Below are 22,905 nucleotides of genomic sequence, written 5' to 3'. Positions count from 1 at the left end.
TCACGCCTGCGTAGGTTACATAGAGGTAGTTGGTCTGAGCAGGATACTCTGCTGCCAGGGTATCAATCTGCTTCACTACAGGCAGGATGCCATAGCTCTTGCGCTTGTTGCGAACCAGCAGGGCTGCCTTGTGCATGTTGCCCAACTCCTGCTCCAAGCCCACGGCACGGGCTACCTGGAAGTCGGTAAAACCATAAACCTTAGCGGTACGGAGCAGATTCTGGTCAAGAGTATTGATATTGCACTTCTTCATCGCCTCGTCGATGTCGATGATGTGCTTCAACTTCTCGAGGAACCACTTGTCAATCTTGGTCAAGTCGTGAATCTGATCTACGGTATAGCCCTTGTGCATTGCCTTTGAAATCACGAACACACGCTTATCTGTCGGCTCGCGCAAAGCTGCATCGATATCATCGATTTCAAGCTCCTTGTTCTCTACGAAACCGTGCATGCCCTGACCTATCATACGAAGACCCTTCTGGATGGCCTCCTCGAAGTTGCGGCCGATGGCCATTACCTCACCTACTGACTTCATAGATGAACCCAACTCCTTATCTACGCCACGGAACTTAGACAAGTCCCAACGTGGAATCTTACATACCACGTAGTCCAATGCTGGCTCGAAGAAGGCTGATGTGGTCTTGGTTACAGAGTTCTTCAACTCGAACAGACCATAACCCATACCGAGCTTGGCAGCAACGAAGGCAAGAGGATAACCAGTAGCCTTAGATGCCAAGGCTGAAGAACGGCTCAAACGGGCATTCACCTCAATAACGCGATAGTCCTCGCTCTTAGGGTCGAATGCATACTGCACGTTACACTCACCCACGATTCCGATGTGACGGATAATCTTGATGGCGAGGGCACGGAGCTTATGATACTCAGAATTGCTCAGGGTCTGAGATGGAGCGATAACGATACTCTCACCGGTATGGATTCCCAGTGGGTCGAAGTTCTCCATGTTACAAACTGTGATACAGTTGTCGTAACGGTCGCGAACTACCTCATACTCTATCTCTTTCCAGCCCTTCAAGCTTTTCTCTACCAATACCTGTGGAGAGAATGAGAAGGCCTTCTCAGCGAGCTTGTTCAGCTCCTCCTCGTTGTCTGCGAAACCGGAACCGAGTCCACCCAAGGCGTAAGCAGCACGGATGATAACAGGATAACCGAGTTCAGCAGCAGCCTTGCGGGCCTGCTCGATGTTCTCGCAAGCCTCACTCTTGATGGTCTTCACGTTGATTTCATCCAGCTTCTCTACGAAGAGCTCACGGTCCTCAGTATCCATGATAGCCTGTACTGGAGTACCCAATACCTTGACATTATATTTCTCCAGGATGCCCTGGCGATAGAGTTCCACACCACAGTTGAGGGCTGTCTGACCACCGAAGCTGAGGAGGATACCGTCTGGCTTCTCCTTCTGGATGACACGCTCTACGAAGTAAGGCTGCACTGGCAGGAAGTAAATCTGGTCGGCAACACCTTCTGATGTCTGTACGGTTGCGATATTCGGGTTGATGAGCACAGTCTCGATACCTTCCTCGCGCAATGCCTTCAGGGCCTGCGAACCTGAGTAGTCGAACTCACCTGCTTCACCGATCTTCAAGGCTCCAGAACCTAAGAGGAGCACCTTCTTTATATTTTCGTCTTTCATTATTTTCCTAAATTACAATAAAATCAATCGAATTCTTCACTCTTCGTTCTTCACTCTTCACTTACTTGAGTGTTTCTACGAACTTATCAAACATGAACTCTGTATCCACAGGGCCTGAGCAAGCCTCTGGGTGGAACTGGCTTGAGAACCAAGGGTTCACCTTGTGGCGGATACCCTCGTTAGAGCCATCATTCATATTTACAAAGAGTTCCTCCCAGTCGTTGCCCAATGTCTTGGCATCAACGGCATAACCGTGGTTCTGAGAGGTGATGTAGCAATTGTTGGTTCCTACCATGCGCACTGGCTGGTTGTGTGAACGGTGACCATACTTCAACTTGTAGATGGTAGCACCGGCTGCCTTAGAAAGCAACTGGTTACCCATACAGATACCGCAGATTGGCTTGCGGCTCTGACTGATCTGCTTGCGAATAATGTTTACTGCATCCTCACACATGTCTGGGTCGCCAGGACCATTTGCCAGGAACAGGCCGTCGAAGTCCATATCGGTGTAATCGTAATTCCAAGGTACACGGATTACCTCAACGCCTCTGTTGATAAGACAACGGATGATATTTGCCTTCACACCGCAGTCAACGAGTACCACCTTCTTGCCGGCACCCTCGTTATAACGGATAATCTCCTTGCAGCTTACCTGGTCAACAAAGTTTACACCCTCGTAGTTAGCTTCAGGTATGTTGTCAGGCTCATCATCAAAGAGAATCTTACCCATCATCACACCATGCTCACGAAGCACCTTAGTCAACTCACGGGTATCGATGCCTGTGATTCCTGGCACTTTCTCACGCTTCAACCAGTCAGCAAGACTCTCTACAGCATTCCAGTGGCTGTACTGCTCGCTGTAATCATTCACGATGATGGCAGAAGCATAAATCTTGTCACTCTCCATAAAGGTTGGCAAACCATTCTCCTCGAAAGTAAATGGTGGCACACCATAGTTGCCCACGAGAGGGAATGTAAGTGTCATCAACTGACCGGCATAAGAAGGGTCGGTCAAACTCTCTGGATATCCCATCATGGCTGTGTTGAACACAACCTCGCCCGCTACAGGAGCGTCATATCCAAAAGATTTGCCATGGAACTTGGTTCCATCGCTCAAAACTAAGGTTACTTTTTTCATATCTGACATTTGATTCTTTTATTTCATACTTATAAGAGCAAATGAATTCTTCACTCTTCGTTCTTCTCTATTCACTTATTTATGATAAACGTTTTCGATGTAGTTTACAAACGACTGGTTGCAGAGCTTCGTGCCGCCTGGGGTTGGATAATGACCGGTGAAATACCAGTCGCCCTTGTGGTTTGGAATCGCCTCGCGCAAGCCCTCGATGCTCTGGAATACGAGTTGGATAGGAGTAGTCATGCCCTCTGGGCGAAGCATCTCTACTATCTTCTCGTTGATTTCCTCGGTGCTGAATGGCTTATAGATGGAGCGTACCGGATTGATCTGCTCCTCCTTTGGCTTTGCCAGTTCTGCCTTGCAAGCCTCATAGGTCTGCTCGATAAGATCTTCCATCTTGCGCTCTTTCAAAAGCTGGATGGCAGCACGGAACACGCAGAACTCTTCCAGTCTTGCCATATCGATACCGTAATAATCCGGATAACGGATCTGAGGGGCACTGGAAACCACTACGATCTTCTTAGGATGCAGACGGTCGAGGATGCGGAGAATACTCTCCTTCAGGGTTGTACCGCGCACGATACTGTCATCGATGATGACAAGATTATCCACATTCGGCTCAATGCTTCCGTAGGTTACATCATACACGTGGCTTGCCAGGTCGTTACGGCTGTTGCCCTCAGTAATGAAGGTACGGAGTTTGATATCCTTCCATGCTATCTTCTCTGAGCGGACAAAGTCGCCGAGGATTTCGTATAATTCTTCTTTTGATGGAACATGGTCGAGGTTGGCAATCTGCTCTATCTTGGTCTCATTAAGATACTTCTTGAAACCGCTCAACATGCCATAGTAAGCCACTTCGGCTGTATTCGGGATGTAGCTGAACACGGTGTGGTCTACATCGTAATCCACAGCTTTCAGGATAGGCTGGGTCAACTGCTCGCCCAACTGCTTACGCTCCTGATAGATATCCTTGTCGGAACCACGACTGAAGTAGATGCGCTCGAATGAGCAGGCTGAATCGCCCTTCTGCTCCATGATGCGCTCGACGCTGCACTCTCCGTTCTTCTTCACGAGAAGCGCCGTGCCCGGCATCAGTTCCTGCACTTCCTCTGCCTCCAGGTCAAAGGTGGTCTGGAGTACCGGGCGCTCGCTGGCTACTACCACGATTTCATCGTTCTTGTAATAGAAAGCAGGACGGATGCCCCAAGGGTCGCGCATAGAGAACATCTCACCCGAACCGGTGATACCGCAAACCACATAACCGCCGTCGAAGTCCTTCATCGTGGTCTTGAGCACATTGCTCATCTTCACGTGATCTTCGATATAGTTGGTGATATCGGTATTCTGCATCTCCATCGCCTTTGCGGCTACGAAGTTGCGCTCCACCTCTCTGTCCAGACGGTGCCCCATCAGTTCAAGCATGATGTAGGTATCGCTGTAGATGCGAGGACTCTGTCCCTGCTTGGTCAGTTCCTCGAAGATTTCATCTACGTTGGTCATGTTGAAGTTACCGCAAAGGCAGAGGTTCTTCGCCTTCCAGTTGTTACGGCGCAGGAATGGGTGCACATACTGGATGCCACTCTTTCCGGTGGTACTGTAGCGCAGGTGTCCCATGTAAAGTTCGCCTGCGAAAGGCAGTTCCTCTTTGGCAAACTTTGCATCAGCAAGCTGCTCGGGAGTCAGGTTCTTGAAGTTGGCATTCGCCTTGCCGAAGATTTCGGTCACGGCATTCTTGCCCTCTGCACGCTCACGGAACATGTACTCATGACCTGGCTTACCGCCCAGTTTGACACAAGCCATACCAGCACCTTCCTGGCCACGGTTGTGCTGCTTCTCCATCATCAGATAGAGTTTGTTGAGTGCGTACATCCAAGTACCATACTTCTGCTGGTAATACTCCAGTGGCTTGAGCAATCTGATCATTGCTACACCACACTCATGTTTCAATGGTTCCATCTCTCTATTATCCTTATCTTATTTAGTTAAATTTGAATATACCTATCCGAGGGATCCCCCTCCAAAAAAAGGGAAACGTCAAGAAATGACGAATCCCTTTATATATTATTCTACAGTAACTGACTTGGCCAAATTTCTAGGTTGGTCAACGTCCTTGCCCTTACATACAGCTACATGGTAAGCCAAGAGCTGCAAAGGAATGGTAGCCAATAATGGCTCCAAGCACTCCAAGGTCTCAGGGAGTTCAATCACTTCGTCGGCAATCTTGGAAATGGTTTCATCGCCATTGCTGACAATAGCAATAACACGACCCTGACGGGCTTTAATCTCCTGGATATTAGACAATACCTTCTCGTACATGAAGTTGTGGGTAGCAATAACTACCACTGGCATATCGCTGTCAATCAATGCGATAGGGCCATGTTTCATCTCCGCTGCAGGATAACCCTCAGCGTGAATGTAGCTAATCTCCTTCAACTTCAATGCACCCTCAAGGGCCACAGGATACTGGAATCCACGGCCCAGATAGATGAAATTGCGAGCGTATGTAAACGTACGGCTCAAGTCAGCTATCTTATTGTTGAGCTTCAACACTTCCTTCATCTTGGCAGGAATGTTCCAAAGCTGTTCTGTAATCTTCTGATAATCATTTTCGCTGATGGTTCCCCTCTCCTTACCGATGGCAAGTGCCAGGAGGATAAGGACGGTAACCTGACCAGTGAACGCCTTGGTAGAAGCAACACCAATCTCCGGACCTACGTGAATATAGGTACCTGTATCTGTCTCTCGTGCGATGGAAGAACCGATGGAGTTACAGATACCATAGATAAACGCACCGCTCTCCTTGGCAAGCTTGATGGCAGCCAGGGTATCAGCGGTTTCACCACTCTGGGAAATGGCGATGACAACATCGTCCTTCGTTACCACAGGATTGCGATAACGGAACTCTGATGCATATTCTACTTCTACAGGAATGCGGCAATAGTTCTCTATCATCTGCTTGCCGATAAGTCCGGCATGCCATGATGTACCACAAGCCACGATAATGATTCGCTTGGCATTGAGGAGCTGCTGGCGATGATCGGTAATGGAACTGAGCACTACGCCCATCTCTGTCTCCGTCTTGCTGGTTGTATCGTCGTCATCGGTCATTACGCGGGTTTCCACTGTGCGACTTACCACACGGCCACGCATACAATTGCGCAGGCACTCTGGCTGTTCGAAGATTTCCTTCAGCATGAAGTGAGGGAAACCGCCCTTTTCTATCTGACCGAGGTCAATGTCTACAGTCTGCACCTCAGGATTGAGTTTAACGTTCTGGATGTTCACCACCTGCAATTCCTCACCGAGGCGCATTACAGCGATGTTACCATCCTCCAGATAAACCACCTTATCAGTATATTCGATGATAGGGCTGGCATCAGAACCGAGATAAAACTCTCCATCCTTTCCGATACCTACAACCAATGGACTCTGTTTACGGGCAGCAATGATCTGATTAGGGTTACGCTTATCAAGAATTGCGATAGCGTAAGCTCCGATTACCTGACGGAGAGCCACCTGAACGGCAGTCAGCAGGTCAAGTTTTTTCTTAACCTGAATATATTCAATCAGCTGGACAAGGACCTCTGTATCTGTCTCGCTTCTGAACTCTACTCCCTTGGCAATGAGATTCTTCTTGATATCGGCATAGTTTTCAATGATTCCATTATGAATCATGGCAAGGTTCTTGCTAGAAGAATAATGCGGGTGAGCATTCACAGCAGAAGGCTCTCCATGAGTAGCCCAACGAGTATGAGCAATACCCACATGTCCCGAAATATCCTTATCAGAGCAGAACGCTTCGAGATCTGCCACTTTACCCTTTGCTTTGTAAACGTTCAAAGCACCATCATTACTGATTAGAGCCACGCCTGCACTATCGTATCCACGATATTCCAAGCGCTTTAAACCTTTGATAAGAGCGGGATAAGCCTCGCCCTTACCTAAATATCCTACTATGCCACACATATATATACTTTAATTTTATATAGTATCCTGATTTTATCCTCTTCGATGATCTGTTATCGCAAGATATTGACAATCAACGATGCGATAGAAATCAATGTACCAACGGCAGAGAACCACAATGTGGTAGATGAACCGATGGCTGAGTTTTGAGCTTTCACCTTGTTTGGCTCTACATAGATGATATCATTCTGTTGCAGATAATAGAAAGGTGAATTAATGATATTTGCATCATTCAAGTTCATACGATAGGTATGCTTCTCTCCTGCTGCATCCTGACGAATCAGCAACACATTGTCACGCTTACCATAGATAGTAAGGTCGCCTGCCTGAGCCAAAGCCTCGAGAATACTCATTTTCTCCTGAGGTACTGAAATGATGCCCGGCTTGGTAACTTCACCTAATACAGAAACATGATAACTTGCCATACGAACTGTAACGATTGGATTTTCCTTTTCAGCCAAGTAAGGCTTTACCTTTTTCTTGATAAGATCTTCTGCCTGTTTCTTGGTCAAACCACCTACATGCAATGTTCCAACAACAGGAAACTCGATGTTACCGGAATTGTCAACCAGATAACCTTGCAAAGAACCAGTACCAGAACTCAACTGCCCGCTGTTTCCCAAAGTTTGAGAAACAGAAAGGTTGAAAGGCATGGCAGCCTTTGGATCTGTTGTAATCACGGTAATGGTAAGTTCGTCCTTAGGCATAATCTTAGCTTCATAAAGCATTCTTGAAGCAGCCAAACTGATAGAATCCGCGTTTTGGAAATAAGCTACATTCTTAGTACTTCCGCAACTGCCAAGTACTAAGATCATAGTCAAAGCGACTAATGTTGAATAAACGAGTTTTTTCATTTTCTAAAATTTTCGTTTTAAAATATTGGTGCAAAATTACGGTATTTTTTTGAATACTGCAAATTTTTGCACCAATAATTATTCTCTACGTCTCATTTTTTTTCAATAATAGCCTTTTCTACTTATCTTCAATGCCATTTGAAGGCAAATTGAAGCTATAACTGTTATCGAAAATCTTCTTCACCTTATTAATTTCTACGAAGGTAGTACCTCCACCCTCTCCGAAGCTACCGCTCAGATAAGCAATCTTATCCTCCTCACCTAAGTAGCCTTTCTGGCGAAGCATACGTACCGCTGCAGTAAACATAGCCTTGGTAGAAACCTGATCCTTCTGATGGATTGGAATAATACCATAGCTCAGATTCAACCAGCGCTGGAGTTTCTCCTTATAGCAGATTGCCAATACCGGATTTGGACCACGGAAGGCTGCCAGGTCGCGTGCAGTCTGACCGGTCTCGCCATCGGTAATAATACCAGCAACACCCAACTTCTTAGTAGCCTCGATGGCAGCATGAGCCAGGAAGAGCTTCTGGTCAATCTTACCATCTTCCATTGGATCAATATCATTCAGTGGAGACTTATCCTTCTCTGCCTGCTCAGCAATACGTGCCATGGTCTGCACAGCTTCTACAGGATACTTACCGCTTGCTGTCTCACCAGAAAGCATCAGCGCATCGGTGCGATAGAAGATAGCATTGGCAATATCGGTTACCTCAGCACGGGTAGGACGTGGATTCTTAATCATGGTATGCAACATCTGTGTAGCCACGATTACCGGTTTCTGCGCCTTCACACACTTAGAGATGATGCGGCGCTGGATGCCAGGAATTCTCTCGATTGGCACCTCGATACCCAGGTCACCACGGGCAATCATGATACCATAACAAGCATCAATAATCTCATCAATATTATCTACACCTTCCTGATTTTCAATCTTAGAGATAATCTTGATATCACTGTTGTGAGCGTCCAAGATATCCTGAACAGCCTTCACGTCGGCTGCATTGCGCACAAAAGAGTGAGCAATAAAATCAATATCCAGTTCGATTGCGAGTTCAATATTTCGGCGGTCTTTCTCGGTCAGTGCAGGCAGGTCGATATGCTCTCCCGGCACATTCACGCTCTTGTGAGCACCGAGCACACCTTCGTTCTGAACCTCAGCAACCAGCATAGGACCCTGGCTGTCGATAATCTTCATATCGAGTTCACCATCATCGAAGAGCAGGTCATCTCCAACCTTTACATCAGCAGCGATGTCAGGATAGCTCACATTCACAATATCATGAGAAGACTCCATTTCCGGACGTCCAAAGATTTTTACTACATCACCTACATTGTAGTGGATTGGCTCCTTCACACCGGTAGTTCGCACCTCTGGACCCTTGGTATCAATCATGATACCAATATGCGGAGATACGGCTCTTACATTCTTCACGATGGTGCGTATACCCTCTTCTGTGGCATGGGCAGTGTTCATACGAACTACGTTCATACCAGCGAAAAACAGCTTTCGGATAAAATCTTGATCACATCTACGATCACTGATGGAAGCGACAATCTTTGTTTGTTTCATATTTGTAATTAACCTTATTGAAATTTCAATGTTTGCAGTATTTCTACCACGTTTCTAAAATTGTGTGCAAAGATACAAAGAATTTCTGAAATACAAAACATCTGAAATACAAAATATATATAAAATATTGAGTTACTTTCAATTTGAAAGAGCACGAAACAAAAAATCTAGCCAACGAAACACTTCTCGTTCCCATTGGCTAGATGACAAACCTGTTAATTCCGTAGAAAAACAGGATTCTTAATGATCAATTCTAAATTAGATATCCAAATCTGGCGCCTTCTCAGCTCCTGCTGCTGCCTCAAACTTAGGCATCACATTGAAATTGAAGAGGCCGGCGATAAGGGCACTAGGCATTTTCCTAACCGTCTGGTTATAGTTCTGGACAGCTTCGTTATATTTGCGACGTGCCTCGCTGATGCGGTTTTCCGTACCCTCTTCCTGAACCTGAAGAGCCTTGAAGTTCTCACTGGCTTTCAACTCAGGATATTTCTCGGCTACTACCATCAGTTTGGAGAAAGCATTCGCCAACTCGCCCTGTGCTGCAGCATATTTCTTCAGGCTAGCCTCAGTAAGATTGTTGGCATCCAACTTTACCTGACCAACAGCAGCACGAGCCTTGGTTACCTCGGCAAAGGTTTCTTTCTCATGCTTGGCATAAGCCTTTACTATCTTTGCCAACTGTGGCATCATGTCTGCACGACGCTGATACTGAGTCTGAACATTAGCCAACTCTGTGGTAGCCAACTCCTGTTTCTCGACCAATCCGTTATAACCACTGAACATCCATAGTACCAGCACAACTATGATGCCCAGAATAATCCAACTTTTCTTTATACCTCTCTTTGCCGGTTGCATGTTTGAATTCATTGTCTGTTCCATTGTCATTATTATTAATTATTAATTCTAAACTATAAACTATTAACTATCAAAGGCATCACCATCCTCCGCCAGAGCCGCCTCCGCTAAAGGTGCCTCCGCCAAAAGAACCGCCCGAGAAACCGCCGCCGGAAGAACCGCCACCTCCCATGAAGAAAGGAGGTATCCAGTCATCATCGTTGTTTCGCCTATGAGACTGATTTCTCTGCTGATTCTTCGGTCTTGGCTTCACAATGCCAAGCATCTCCAGGATGTACCGTATAAGCTGATAAATAGGAATGCCGAAGAATATAAGGAACAGGATAATGACCAGGAACCAGTCCTCTCCGTCATTAACCGAACCTTCATCAACATCCGCAATTCCCGTCCGTCCACTTTTCACCTTATTATATATAGCACGGCTCACAGATGCTACCGCCTCGCCCGGATTGCCTTCGCGCATATACTTCACGATGCAAGCCCGGGCAATATCATCGCAATCCACATCGGTCAACTCCCCCTCCAGTCCACTTCCTGGAGCAATAAAGTACTTATGATCCTCCACCGCGATGACGATAACCAGTCCTCTCCGGCTCTTCTTGTAACCGATACCATATTGGTTGCCCACATCCTGTGCCATCCGGAAGGCATCCTGGTTGTCAACCTTTCCCACAATGATGAGCACATTCTGTACGCCACACTCCAACTTCAGTTTCTGAAGATAGAAGTTGGCCGAATCCTTCAGTGCCTTGTCAACATATCCATCTGGATCGGAAACATATTGCGTAGAATCCCTGAGGAAAGGAACCGGTACATTTTTCGCCGTCCAAACCTCCCCTGCCGTCAACGCCAATGCATGAAAGGCAACCATCATCAAAGCCAAAAAATATCTCTTAAATTTCATAATTTCTCTATTTTGGTGCAAAAATACGCAATAAAAACCTTATATGCAAATACTTAGAGCATTATTTTTGCAAAAAAAGCCTTAAGTATTTTGTTATATCATAAAAAACTTGTATCTTTGCACACCGAAATAAAGATTAACAAGTAAAATTAGTAAAAAATAAAGAAATGACCAAAGCAGATATCATTAATGAGGTAGCAATCGCTACTGGTATGCCTAAGAAAGAAGTAGGTACTGTAGTAGAGGCTTTTATGGAAGAGGTTAAGAAGTGCCTCATCGAAAAGAAGGACAATGTATACTTGCGTGGCTTCGGCAGCTTCAACATCAAGCATCGTGCTGCAAAGACTGCTCGTAACATCTCAAAGAATACAACCATCACCATTCCAGCTCACGACTTACCAAGCTTCAAGCCATCAAAGAGCTTCGTCGAGGAGATGCAGAACGCTCAGTAATACTGCTGGACAGGAAGAGAGAAATATCATTTTTTATAATAACAATATTTTAAAATTTTTTAATCATGCCAAACGGAAAGAAAAAGAAGGGCCACAAGATGGCTACTCACAAGCGTAAAAAAAGATTACGTAAGAACAGACATAAGAGCAAGTAAGCTAGCATTGTAGCTAGTCTACTATAGCTCTCGGTCAGTTCGTGACTGAGGGGGTGTGTCAGTTCTGATATGGAATGACATACCCTTTTTTTGTATTAATTTAAAGTAAAAAGATTATTGAAGATATGACAAGCGAAGTTGTAATTGATGTCCAACAGAAAGACATCTCTATCGCACTCATGGAGGACAAACAGTTGGTGGAATACCAGAACGAACCTCGTGAGGCATCGTTCTCTGTGGGCAACATCTACATCGCAAAGGTTAAAAAACTGATGCCGGGTCTTAACGCCTGCTTCGTGGATGTAGGTTATGAACGCGACGCCTTTCTTCATTATCTTGACCTAGGAAGTCATTTTAATTCCTACCAGAAGTACCTTAAACAAGTACAGAGCGACAGAAAGAAACTTTTCCCATTCTCTAAAGCCAGCAAAATGCCTGAATTGGAAAAGGACGGCAGCATACAGAATGTGCTCAAAGCAGGACAGGAAGTGCTGGTACAAATCGTAAAGGAACCAATCTCTACCAAGGGACCTCGACTCACAGGCGAAATCTCATTCGCGGGCCGATACCTGGTACTCATGCCATTCGGTGATAAAGTTTCTGTCTCGTCGAAAATTAAAAGCGGTGAAGAACGCTCCCGACTCAAACAACTCATTCACAGCATCAAACCAAAGAATTGCGGTGTTATCGTCCGCACTGTGGCTGAGGGTAAGAAGGTCGCTGAGCTCGATGCTGAGCTGAAAGTCCTGGTGAAGCGATGGGAGGATGCTATCGCCAAGGTACAGAAGACCCAGCAGCGCCCGCAACTTGCATTCGAGGAGACCGGAAGAGCCGTTGCTCTCTTGCGTGACTTGTTTAACCCATCTTACGAGAACATCTACGTGAACAACGAAGATGTGATGAACGAGGTGAAGAACTATGTTTCTCTAATAGCCCCTGAAAAGGCGGGCATAGTTAAGCTCTACACCGGTAAGGTGCCTATCTTCGACAATTTCAGCATTACCAAGCAGATTAAAGCTGGCTTTGGTCGTGTTGTTAACTACAAGCACGGTGCTTATCTCATCATCGAGCACACCGAGGCCTTGCACGTTGTCGATGTAAACAGTGGTAACAGAACTCGTGAGAAAGGTCAGGAAGCAAATGCACTGGATGTTAACCTCGGCGCTGCTGATGAGTTGGCAAGACAATTGCGCCTCCGAGATATGGGAGGTATCATTGTTGTCGACTTCATCGACATGAATCTTGCCGAAGACCGACAGCTGCTCTATGAACGCATGTGCAAGAACATGCAGAAGGACCGTGCCAAGCACAACATCCTGCCATTGAGCAAGTTCGGACTGATGCAGATTACACGCCAGCGTGTACGTCCGGCTATGGATGTGAATGTAGATGAAACCTGCCCTACCTGTTTCGGTACGGGCAAGATTAAGTCGAGCATCCTCTTTACCGACCAGTTGGAAAGAAAAATCGACCGCCTAGTCAACAAGATCGGCGTCAAGAAATTCACTTTGTATGTGAATCCTTACGTGGCTGCCTTCATCAACAAGGGCTTCATTTCCCTGAAGCGCAGATGGCAGTTTAAGTATGGTTTCGGCTTCAATGTGATTCCTTCACAGAAACTGGCATTCCTCCAGTACGAATTCTACGACAAGGACAACCAGTATCTGGACATGCAGGAAGAACAGGAAACAAAGTAAGTTTTTAATTATCAGAAAAAAGCTCCATTCGTATCAGTTTGCGAATGGAGCTTTTTTATTTTGTTTTTCTACACCTTATTATATATAGGGCATTTTAGTACTCTATCTCATTATTCACCATTTTCTCGGTGTCCCAAGGTGCAGGAGCACCGCCAAGATAACGATGGAACCAGTCGAGGTGCGCGTTGTAATAGAGCGGCATCGACTTCAGGTTGCTTGGCCAGTGACCATCATACTTCAAGACTATCAGTCGCGAAGGAATGTTCAGGGTCTGCAAAGCTGTGAAATACTGCAAACTCTGGGTATACGGTACACGATAGTCCAGTTCGCCCGTCATCACGAGGGTTGGTGTTGAGAAGTTCTTGATGTATGAGGATGGCGACCACTTCTCGTAGAGATCGGAATTATAAGGCTGTCCCTCTAACTCAAAGTTAGGAAACCATACTTCCTCAGTACTGCCCCACATAGAGCGCAAGTCATATACGCCCATCATGGAAGCCAGACACTTGAATCGCTTGGTATGTCCCTGCAGCCAGTTCATCATGTAACCGCCATACGACCATCCCATCGCTCCCATCCTGGTAGAATCAACATATTCCAGGGTTGCCAATTTATCGGTAACCTTCATTACATCCTCGAATACCTTTCCGCCCCAGTCGCCAGAAATGGCACGGGTGAAAGCCTGACCATATCCCGTAGAGCCATGAGGGTTAGGATAAGCCACCACATAACCGGCAGCAGGGTAAACCTGCCAGTCGCCACGGAAAGAATTCATCCATTGCATCTGTGGTCCGCCATGCACATTGATGATAAGTGGATATTTCTTGCTGGCATCAAAGTTGTGTGGCTTCACGATGAATACCTGTACCTTGTCACCACCAGCACCCTCTACCCAGATGCTCTCAGATGGACGGATATCCACCTCATCCTCCAACTTCTGGTTGAGGAAGGTTATCTGCTGTTCCTTGCCGCTGGCTACAGGAGTTCCATTCCATTTCTTCATCTGCTGGCGATAGAGAGCCGACGGCTTGCCTGTCGTGCTATAGGTATAATATACCATACCCTTATTGTCGAAATCAAACTCCGAGATGGCCTTACCCATCAATACCGGCGAGATAGTCTTTTTGGCTATATCGAGCTTGTAGAGCGGCTGAGCGCCCTGCACCTCACCCAGGAAGAAAATACTCTTGCTGTCTGGTGCCCATTTGTAATCATCCACCCAGTTGTCAAACTTCTCTGTCAGGACGGTAGACTTCTTTGCAGCCCGGTCGTAGATAGCAAGACGGAAGCGATCAGACTCATAACCAGGCACTTGCTGCAAGCGGTAAGCGATATACTTGCCATTAGGCGAATAGGCTGGAGTACCATCCCAAGCCTTGTTCTCCTTCGTGATGCAGACCGGTTCTCCCCCATTCACAGATACCGTCCACAGGTCGGCATTGGTGCTAGCCTCCTGATGCTCATCATGATTGGATACGAAACAGATCTCCTTGCTGTCAGGAGAGAATTGATAGGTGATTCCACCCCCAACCACGAATATAAGCGAATAATTGCCCGGAGTCAGATCCTTGTAAGTCTTCGTCTGTGTGTCGAAAAGGATAAGGTGATTGCATCTGCCATCATTATAACTCGTCCAATGGCGGTAGAGCAACTTGTCGGCGATATGCGCCTGTACAGGTCCCTCCTCCTTTTTCTCCATCCGGGCCTTGTTAGCCTTGGCATCAGCTCCCAGGTCGGGATATACTTCTGCGGTAAAGGCAATGTATCGCTCATCGGGAGAAATGACAGGGTTATCAATACCCAACTCATAATCAGTTACCTGTTCCGTCTCGCAGGTAGTCAGATCCATGCGAAAGATCTGAGCCGTCCCTTTCTCATAATTAGTAAAGAAGATACTCTTTCCATCCTTGCTCCACACGGCAGAACTGCTCTTTCCATCCTCGGTAAGAGCCTTGGCGTGAGAGCCATCCGCATTCATGATGTAGATGTCGGAGCCAGACTTCTGGTTCTTCAGGTCAGAAGAACTGGCGGTATAGCAAACCGTCTTACCATCAGGCGAAAGGCTCACCGAAGATACGCCCTTCACCCTGTACAAATCCTCGATGGTAAACGCCCTTTTCTGAGCGTTTGCCGAAAGCAGCGCCATCACGAATGCTGCCGAAAACATCAATCTCTTGTTCATATAACCTATAAATATTAAACTTTCGATGCAAAAGTAACAAATATTTTTGGATTTCCTGCAACCTTTTCACCACTTTTATCGTCTAAGCTATAAATAACATTGATAATAACATAAAAAAGAAAGGAAAAGATTATGATTTTAAGTACAACTCCAACCATAGAAGGCCACCCTATCCGTGAATACCGTGGCGTAGTGACCGGCGAAACCATCATCGGTACCAACTTTGTAAAGGATTTCTTTGCCAGTGTCCGTGATGTAATCGGCGGCAGAAGCGGTTCTTACGAAAGCACACTCCGCGAGGCTAAGGATACAGCCCTCAGAGAGATGGCAGATCGTGCCGCATCCCTGGGCTGCAACGCCATCGTGGGCATCGACCTGGATTACGAAACCGTAGGAAAGAGCGGCTCCATGCTGATGGTAACATGCAGCGGAACGGCGGTGATTATCTAAGTTCTGCAAAAGAACAAAACATGCTTGAAACGGGGCGGTAACTGCCTTAAAAATCGAGTTACCGCCCCTGTTCAGTTATATTTTTATCTATATAGTGTGGTGACATACACCTGATGAAGGTCACCAACTTTCTTCTATTTCATTTATTCTATCACCCAATCCTCTATACTTCGTTGGTTTTCCGAGAAGTTAATACTCACTTTCACAACCTTTCGCCCATCATCGGCAAAAGCCTTGGCATAGTTCTTATCGCTGATTTGCGCCATGGCGATGTCGGCAGACTTCTTATATTTCAACTCAAAGATAAAGATACTCTTATCCGTCTTGAGAACAAGGTCTATTCTTCCATCCGAAGTAGTATGCTCCACCTTCACATCTTCGCCAAGCATGGTGAAGATGGTGAATATTACGGCTTGATAGTGACGCTCATTATTGTTGATAATCGTATATGGGAACTTATCATAGAATGCCTTCAAGTGAGGCATAAAGGCTCCCATGTCGTCATTGATGAGCACATTCTTGGAATAAGCATACACGATGGCATCATATCTGTTCATGTCATGCGCAGAATAATACCTGACGAGACTTTCAGAGAAACCTTGTCTTACTTCTTGATTTGGGAAACAGAGATGATACAACTTGCCTTTCTTCTCATATCCTTTAATGGTAAGGTAGCCACTTTGGAAAAGGACAGGAATAGGATCAGCAAGCCTTTCCGTAGGTGTATCAAAACGTGATGCCTGTATCCACAGATCGTCCAGATTGAGCATATCCAAATTCTTCTGCTGCATCAGTTCTATCAGGAACGTAGGCGTACCAGATGTAAACCAATAGCTATTAAACTCCTTATCATCCAAAGCATTGATAATGCTGTAAGGATTGAAGATATCCTCGCTATTGATACTGAAATGGTAGCCATCATAATGCTGCTTGAGTTGCTGCAAGGTCTCCTCATAAGTGAGTCCATTATGCTCAGCCATCTCCTCGATTCCCTCACGGAAATACTGAGTCAATTCACTCTTGGTAATACCACAACAGCTACTGTATTCATCCTTCAACGTGAGAATCTTGAGATTGTTCAATTCACTAAAGATGCTGAGCTGACTAAACTTGGAGATGCCTGTGATGAATACAAAGCGGATGTTTCCCTCTTGCTGCTTCAAGGGGCTGAAGAAATCTCTCATGATGTTGCGGATGGTCTTCTGCAACTCTTCGTCACTTACAGAATCATGCATAGGTGCGTCATATTCGTCGATGAGAACGACAACTTGTTTACCTGTTTGAGCAGTAGCTGCAAGCAAAATATTCCTAAATCGAGCCCCAAAGCCTTCACGCTCAGATTCAGGAACTTCTATTCCATATTTCTGCTCTTCAACTTTAAGAATATTGTTTAATATGATTTTAGTATTCTCCAAACTATAATACTTACCACTGCTCAGATCCAAGTGGATGACAGGATATGCCGTCCATTCCTTCTCCATCTGTTCGATGGCAAGGCCCTTGAACAGTTCTTTCTTACCCTCGAAGTAAGCCTGGAGGGTAGATACAAACAAGGATTTTCCGAATCGACGCGGGCGACTCAGAAAATGGAACTTGGCATAATGAGCCAGCTGATAGACGATAGCCGTCTTGTCAGCATAGAAGTAATTCCCCTTCACGATTTCGGAGAACGTTTGTATTCCCAAAGGATATCTCTTTGAAGCCATAATCTTACTCTTTATAATCTAGGTACAAAGATACAGATAATATTTCAGAAAACAAGCATTTTTCTGATTATTAACAATATATCACTGCAAAAACAGAACCGCAATTCAACAAAACATGCTTGAAACGGGGCGGTAACGGCCTTAAGAAACGAGTTACCGCCCCTGTTCAAGCATATTTTTATCTAAAATCCTTTGCGGTATTCAATATCTTTGTAACCAATTATCAGAGCCTTAGGGCTAATTGTTATCATAAAATAAGACTTTACAGACTAGACTACCAGAGTCTATTTCAAGAAAATAGGGAACGTTATGAAATATCAACGCTCCCTATTTTTGTATATCAATACCCTGGGTTTTGATTCAAATTTGGATTCCCCATTAATTCATTTTGAGGAATAGGTAAAAGCAACTGATATTTTTCTAATCCGAGTTCTTTCATCGCCAAACCATTCCTTTTCAAGAAAGCAAAATAGTCTTGCAATTTAAGCGACTTCCTCAGTTGCTTAATTCCCTCAACAGAAACATTTGTTCCGGAAATACCATTTATATTACCCACTTCTGAAATATATTTTGAAGCCTTTGCATTGTTACCCAAGTGAATTTCGCATTCAGCATATAAAAGCTTGACATCTGTTGATGTCATAATAGGTACTACCTTTTCAGGACTTCCGTCTACATATACTCTAGAGGCTCTTGACTCGTTGCCAAACTTCAAAGCCAATATTAGATCTTTGTTTTCAGATGTATATTTTGTTGGAACTTTTTCCATAGAGTATATATTTTTGTCAACAACTTGTTGGAGAAGATCACTAGCTGCAGCCCATTTTTGCTGATACATATATACTTTCGCCAAAAGAATACGAGCCACATCCTTCGATACAAACAAAGCATCATTGGCGTTGGTTGCAAAAGCTACACATTTCTTTTCATCCAAATTTCTTATTGCTTCTACCAGTTCTTCTTCCAGCATTTGTAGAATACTAGATTCAGATGTTCTTGGAACATAAGAATCTGCATAACCTTCAAAACCTGCATTAGGCATCACAACTACACCACCCCACCAAATTAACATTTGATAGTAGCACAAATCTCGATAAACATTCAGATAAGGAGAATATACAGCTCTATACATGGTGTCTGCTCTATACAGCCTTGCTATCATATTCAGCGCTTGGTATGAATCATTCCAACACTTACGGATATTCGGTTCACTGCTACGAATAGGAGCAACAAAACGAGAATCATTTATTATCTTTGTATAACGATAATTCATCCCCGCCTCAAGGGTTACAGCTTCAGACAAACTCCTCATAAAATCAGAAACCAAACTGATACCAACACTTCCGAGTCGAGGCACTATGATTTCTGCATTAGGATTAGCTTGCTGAGTTAAGCTCAAGCTAGCCACTACATTACCCATACCATCATATAAAGGAATTGAAACAGCTTGTTTCTTCCTAAAAGAGGCAGCCTTTACAACTACCTTTAAGATATTATTATTCAATTCTTTAGTATAGTTGATACAAGGTTCACTTCCACTTCCGGTCTCATAAATTTCCATTCCCGAAACAGAAGTCGAATTATCGTATATATCATCACCAGGAATACTTGGTCGCTCTAAGTAAACAGGTACAGTTGTATTTACCTTTACCTCATAGCTTCCACCTTCCATAGGTACATTGATATTATTTGTTTCCAAACTGACAGGATGATTTTCAGGCGCAATTTCATTTCCTGCGGTTCCATCTCCATCCCAATCGAAATAATAGATAAGATTCTTAACGGCAACCTCTTTACCCATCTCTTGATAGCGTTTCTTGATATTCTCTGCTATTTGAGGCAATTTGCTTTCCAAAGAAAACATATCTTTACGAATTTGTAGTTTGGTAGTTTCTGAGAAATTACCATCCTCAGCAAACTCTTCTGAAAGTTGAGATAAATACTCAGTAATTTGTGCTTCAGAACGATTGTACAGAATTAAAGATGACACGGCAATAAGAGCTGCAGCTTCATCAGTACCAGAAGTAATCGAGAAATGATTAACATCAGTCTTGGCATACTTTTCGAGACCAAAAGTCTTGAGGACTTCTTCTTGTGCCTGATTATTGGCTTCCTTAAATGACTTACCATCCTTAGCTACCAAATCCATAACTCTCTGATACTTAAGATTTGAAAGAATATTCAAATTCACATCAGCTGCATTTTGAAGATTAGCAACAGCATTTAAAGCCAAAGTGCCTTTAGAAAGTTCGCCAGTTACTTCATTAAAATAATATCCAGAAGCAGACAGTTTTATATAGGGAGACTTTAACAATTTAGATCCAAAAGTAAAAGTACCCTCATTATCTGTAATCGTAGAAGTAAAAGACTCACCTGTTTCATCTAGGTCAGCATCTAAAGGCTGCATTTGGATGGCTGTACCTCTAACAAAAGGACCTTTTTCTACCTTACCACCTACATTAAAGTTAGTAGGAGTGTAACCATCCAGGTCGTCATTACTAGAACAAGACTGTAGCATTGTCATCATTCCTATGGTAACAACCACAACGGCTTTCTTTAAAATTACTTTCATAATCTCATTATTTATTAGTTAAACTTTCATATACAAGAAGCGTGGTCTACATATACCACACCTAACTTTGGAGGTCCTGAGAAAACCCTGAGATACAGATATAGTAATAGTAGCCCACGCTATGCGTGAGAACCACTATGCTATCATTGTATCTCTTTTTGAAAATTTCTCAGGTTTCCAAAGTTACAAGATAAGCATAACGCCTCTTTATATTCTAATATGTCTTGGAGATGGCATACACCAAATCCGCTTCAAAATTACAAAACTTTCTCGACATAGCCATGTTTTTTGGGAAAAACTTGCATAAAAGCCTCTCTTTCTTTGATATTCTTTACATTTTCCTGCTTTTTTAATCACTTCTCTTCTATCTCACCAGATATTTCGCGACCAAATCTCTGAGCATCGTCTCCGGAAGATTCGACAATCCCGTCTCTTGAATCGTAGCATATTCGGGCTTGTTCTTTCCGATAATAAACTTACAGTCTCGCCCATCTATGCTTGCATACAAATGGAAGTTGCCTTTGTAAGCCTGCTCTATGCGAACATCAGTACAACTTTTGCCATCTATCTCAAAAGAAGCAGAACTGTTGTCTTTATCCTCCAATCCCCATGATACGAGATGAGCATTTATCGCTGACTCTATGGAACTGATCCATCTGTCCTGAACCTCATTTCGCTTGGCTATGTCACGGAATTGCAGCAGAGAATCAGCTACTTCCCTAATGATTGCATCAGCACGCCGAATGCCATTGTCCTTGGCAAACTGAATGGCATCATCGTAAGAAATATGATGCAGTTTAGACCTTACATACATACAATGACCCGTATTAGGTAAATAGCCTCCAGTATCTATAATATAAGTAAGATCGTAGGCTGGCGACAAACGCCAAAGACCCGCCTCGTCCATCACAAAAGAGAAATTCTTTGTATGATCATCCGTATTGTTGGAAAGGACATTGAACACAAGTCTGCGAAATACTTCCTGGCAATCAGTCTCCGGCAAATATAATTTTCTACAGATAGCCACAAGTCCCTCATAGCTATCGGTTTCCGGAGAAATCGCAGCAAGGGTCTGTGTATGCAATTTCCGCTCACCATCACGGTCGAAACGCTTCGTTATGAAATTCCTGTTTCCATCAATCTCATATAGCCTGGATGGCATCATATCTATTCCCGACTTGATGGCCATCTCATAGTAGGTCATCTCTATCTCAGCAGAACTGTATTTTGTGTCTCCAAATTTCAATATGTAATAATCATAATCCTGCAGCCCAGCCACCTGACCACTTCGTATTTCCCCCGTATCTTTATTGATGGCAATGATAGCCTTAGGTTGACGTCCACCAGCCGATGTTCCCACGGTAAGCAAAGACTGCATAGTGATAGATTCCTCTGGCATGATGTGGGCATTTTCACGCTCGATGAATATGCGCTCTGCCAAATCGGCCAACGACTTGACATCTATCATTTCAGCCTTATCCGTCTTTGCCACCTCTGGCAAGAATTCCAATGCACCCATGCCTCGCTTACCGATAAAAGAAAGTTTATCCAACGGAGTTATATCAGCATTTGGAATATGATTTTGAATTCGCCAAAGCTCGAAAAGCTGATTACCCCAGGCATCCGGCAACGAATCTGCTAGAAATGCAGGAAGTTTCTGGTACATTTTGGCATCCTCTCCCCACACGGGTGTCATTGCACGAATACCACGCACAGGAGCTTGAAGAGGAGAAACATCAATTCCCTTCTTCAAGAACTCAGGATTATATGTAAAGTACGATAACCTGCGGCGATTGTCCCATGCCAAGCGACCGATTTCTTCGTCCCAAAGCATTACTCTCAAAGTATTTACCATAACCAGTTATTATTTAGTATGACGAATTCTCTGTGCCTTCTTCTCATCCTTTCTCATCAGATAAGGAGATGGAGGAAGTTCTGGAAGCACATCATTGATGGCATCAATCTGACCCACCACCTTCAGCAAGAGGAGAAAAGTGGAAAGCGAAAGATTGCCCGCTGTTCCATTCTCAAACTTGTGGATGGTGGTCAAGCCAAGCCCAGTAAGCTCGGCAACCTCTTTCTGGGTGAGATTGCATCGCATTCTATATTCCTTGAATCTCACTCCCAGTAAGCGTACCAACTCAGGAGTAGAATATTCATATAAATCAGCCATAATCTTCTATTAATTTATCTATCATTATAATGATATTTATCCCATATATCAGCCTTTACCTTCAATATACTGATATTTATGGGTGCAAAAATAAGAAAAAGAAATGAGACTGGCAAGCTTTCAAGAGATTATTTTCTAACTTACTATTATTTTTTAGGAAAATGACATGTTTTTCCCTTTTGTTTATTCTCGCACACAAATGTTTTTTCGCGAAAAAAGTCTCAAAGTCTCATTTTTCGGCTAATTTACCACTTATATTACAGATATACAACACATTACAAGAATGATACTTTTTGGTTTATTTTACAAAAAGTATCATCGAAGTATCATTATTTTTGTAGAAGTATCATAAAATCGCATAGTAGTATCATAAAAAACAGCTATGAGTTGATCTAAAATCGAAAAAGAAGCGTCTACTATTTCAGTTTTGTTGCATCAATAGTGTCTACTTTTCTAGTTTTATATAACTGATAGTGTCTACTTTTCCAGTTGATAAAGTAAAAAAGTGTCTACTGAAATCAGTTGAACCTGCACACGTACATGAGTATCCATACCCACGTACATGGACTCT

General features: G+C 44.1%; 15 protein-coding genes and 1 pseudogene. 3 read left to right on the top strand and 13 right to left on the bottom strand.

Features of this window, described 5'->3' with window-relative positions; translation table 11 throughout:
• The 8 genes from carB to KSW37_RS12535 form a co-directional block, all read right to left on the bottom strand.
• The coding region (carB, locus tag KSW37_RS12570; protein WP_217314723.1) for a carbamoyl-phosphate synthase large subunit at nucleotides 1-1,651 on the bottom strand (1,651 nt) is incomplete at its 3' end.
• Between the two features lie 61 nt (nucleotides 1,652-1,712).
• Nucleotides 1,713-2,789 (bottom strand): glutamine-hydrolyzing carbamoyl-phosphate synthase small subunit, encoded by a 1,077-nt coding sequence (carA, locus tag KSW37_RS12565; RefSeq protein ID WP_040553026.1) that lies wholly within the window; start codon nucleotides 2,787-2,789, stop codon nucleotides 1,713-1,715.
• Between the two features lie 75 nt (nucleotides 2,790-2,864).
• Nucleotides 2,865-4,748, bottom strand: a complete 1,884-nt coding sequence (locus tag KSW37_RS12560) for an amidophosphoribosyltransferase (RefSeq protein ID WP_217314724.1) — start codon at nucleotides 4,746-4,748, stop codon at nucleotides 2,865-2,867.
• A gap of 105 nt (nucleotides 4,749-4,853) precedes the next feature.
• Nucleotides 4,854-6,758 (bottom strand): glutamine--fructose-6-phosphate transaminase (isomerizing), encoded by a 1,905-nt coding sequence (glmS, locus tag KSW37_RS12555; RefSeq protein ID WP_217314725.1) that lies wholly within the window; start codon nucleotides 6,756-6,758, stop codon nucleotides 4,854-4,856.
• A 53-nt stretch (nucleotides 6,759-6,811) separates the two neighbouring features.
• On the bottom strand, nucleotides 6,812-7,612 hold the full coding sequence (locus KSW37_RS12550) for a polysaccharide biosynthesis/export family protein (protein WP_217314726.1): 801 nt from the start codon (nucleotides 7,610-7,612) through the stop codon (nucleotides 6,812-6,814).
• A 118-nt stretch (nucleotides 7,613-7,730) separates the two neighbouring features.
• Nucleotides 7,731-9,185, bottom strand: a complete 1,455-nt coding sequence (pyk, locus tag KSW37_RS12545; RefSeq protein ID WP_217314727.1) for a pyruvate kinase — start codon at nucleotides 9,183-9,185, stop codon at nucleotides 7,731-7,733.
• Between the two features lie 258 nt (nucleotides 9,186-9,443).
• The gene (locus KSW37_RS12540; RefSeq protein ID WP_228114265.1) at nucleotides 9,444-10,067 is read right to left on the bottom strand and encodes a LemA family protein; all 624 of its coding nucleotides are present in this window, start codon (nucleotides 10,065-10,067) and stop codon (nucleotides 9,444-9,446) included.
• Nucleotides 10,068-10,122: 55 nt separating this feature from the next.
• Nucleotides 10,123-10,947, bottom strand: coding sequence for a TPM domain-containing protein (locus tag KSW37_RS12535; protein WP_217314728.1), 825 nt, complete (start codon nucleotides 10,945-10,947; stop codon nucleotides 10,123-10,125).
• 155 nt (nucleotides 10,948-11,102) lie between these two features.
• Between KSW37_RS12535 and KSW37_RS12530 the strand changes: the two are divergent.
• Nucleotides 11,103-11,399: pseudogene (locus tag KSW37_RS12530) on the top strand (HU family DNA-binding protein); the annotation flags it as partial.
• A gap of 280 nt (nucleotides 11,400-11,679) precedes the next feature.
• Complete coding sequence (locus tag KSW37_RS12525) at nucleotides 11,680-13,251, top strand: Rne/Rng family ribonuclease (RefSeq protein WP_117692278.1); 1,572 nt, start codon at nucleotides 11,680-11,682, stop codon at nucleotides 13,249-13,251.
• 94 nt (nucleotides 13,252-13,345) lie between these two features.
• Here the strand turns inward: KSW37_RS12525 and KSW37_RS12520 are convergent, their stop codons facing one another.
• Nucleotides 13,346-15,433: a S9 family peptidase gene (locus tag KSW37_RS12520; protein WP_254368648.1), complete on the bottom strand. Its 2,088-nt coding sequence runs from the start codon at nucleotides 15,431-15,433 to the stop codon at nucleotides 13,346-13,348.
• Between the two features lie 132 nt (nucleotides 15,434-15,565).
• Here KSW37_RS12520 and KSW37_RS12515 point away from each other — a divergent pair, with 132 nt between their 5' ends.
• A complete protein-coding gene (locus KSW37_RS12515; RefSeq protein WP_117587376.1) occupies nucleotides 15,566-15,883 on the top strand; it encodes a heavy metal-binding domain-containing protein in 318 nt (105 codons plus the stop codon).
• 143 nt (nucleotides 15,884-16,026) lie between these two features.
• Here the strand turns inward: KSW37_RS12515 and KSW37_RS12510 are convergent, their stop codons facing one another.
• The 4 genes from KSW37_RS12510 to KSW37_RS12495 all read right to left on the bottom strand — a co-directional run bounded on the left by KSW37_RS12510 (nucleotide 16,027) and on the right by KSW37_RS12495 (nucleotide 22,334).
• Nucleotides 16,027-17,589, bottom strand: coding sequence for an ATP-binding protein (locus KSW37_RS12510; protein ID WP_217314730.1), 1,563 nt, complete (start codon nucleotides 17,587-17,589; stop codon nucleotides 16,027-16,029).
• 340 nt (nucleotides 17,590-17,929) lie between these two features.
• Nucleotides 17,930-20,161 carry a RagB/SusD family nutrient uptake outer membrane protein gene (locus KSW37_RS12505; RefSeq protein WP_217314731.1) on the bottom strand — a complete coding sequence of 744 codons (2,232 nt, stop codon included), beginning with the start codon at nucleotides 20,159-20,161 and terminating at the stop codon, nucleotides 17,930-17,932.
• Nucleotides 20,162-20,525: 364 nt separating this feature from the next.
• On the bottom strand, nucleotides 20,526-22,016 hold the full coding sequence (locus KSW37_RS12500; RefSeq protein ID WP_217314732.1) for a type II toxin-antitoxin system HipA family toxin: 1,491 nt from the start codon (nucleotides 22,014-22,016) through the stop codon (nucleotides 20,526-20,528).
• Nucleotides 22,017-22,025: 9 nt separating this feature from the next.
• Entirely contained in the window at nucleotides 22,026-22,334 is a 309-nt protein-coding gene (locus KSW37_RS12495) for a helix-turn-helix domain-containing protein (protein ID WP_119229221.1), read from the bottom strand.
• Nucleotides 22,335-22,905 lie beyond the last annotated feature (571 nt).

Source organism: Segatella copri, from assembly GCF_019127135.1.
Lineage (GTDB): Bacteria > Bacteroidota > Bacteroidia > Bacteroidales > Bacteroidaceae > Prevotella.
Note: the sequence above shows the minus strand (reverse complement) of the source record. Positions and strands in the feature narration are given on the sequence as shown.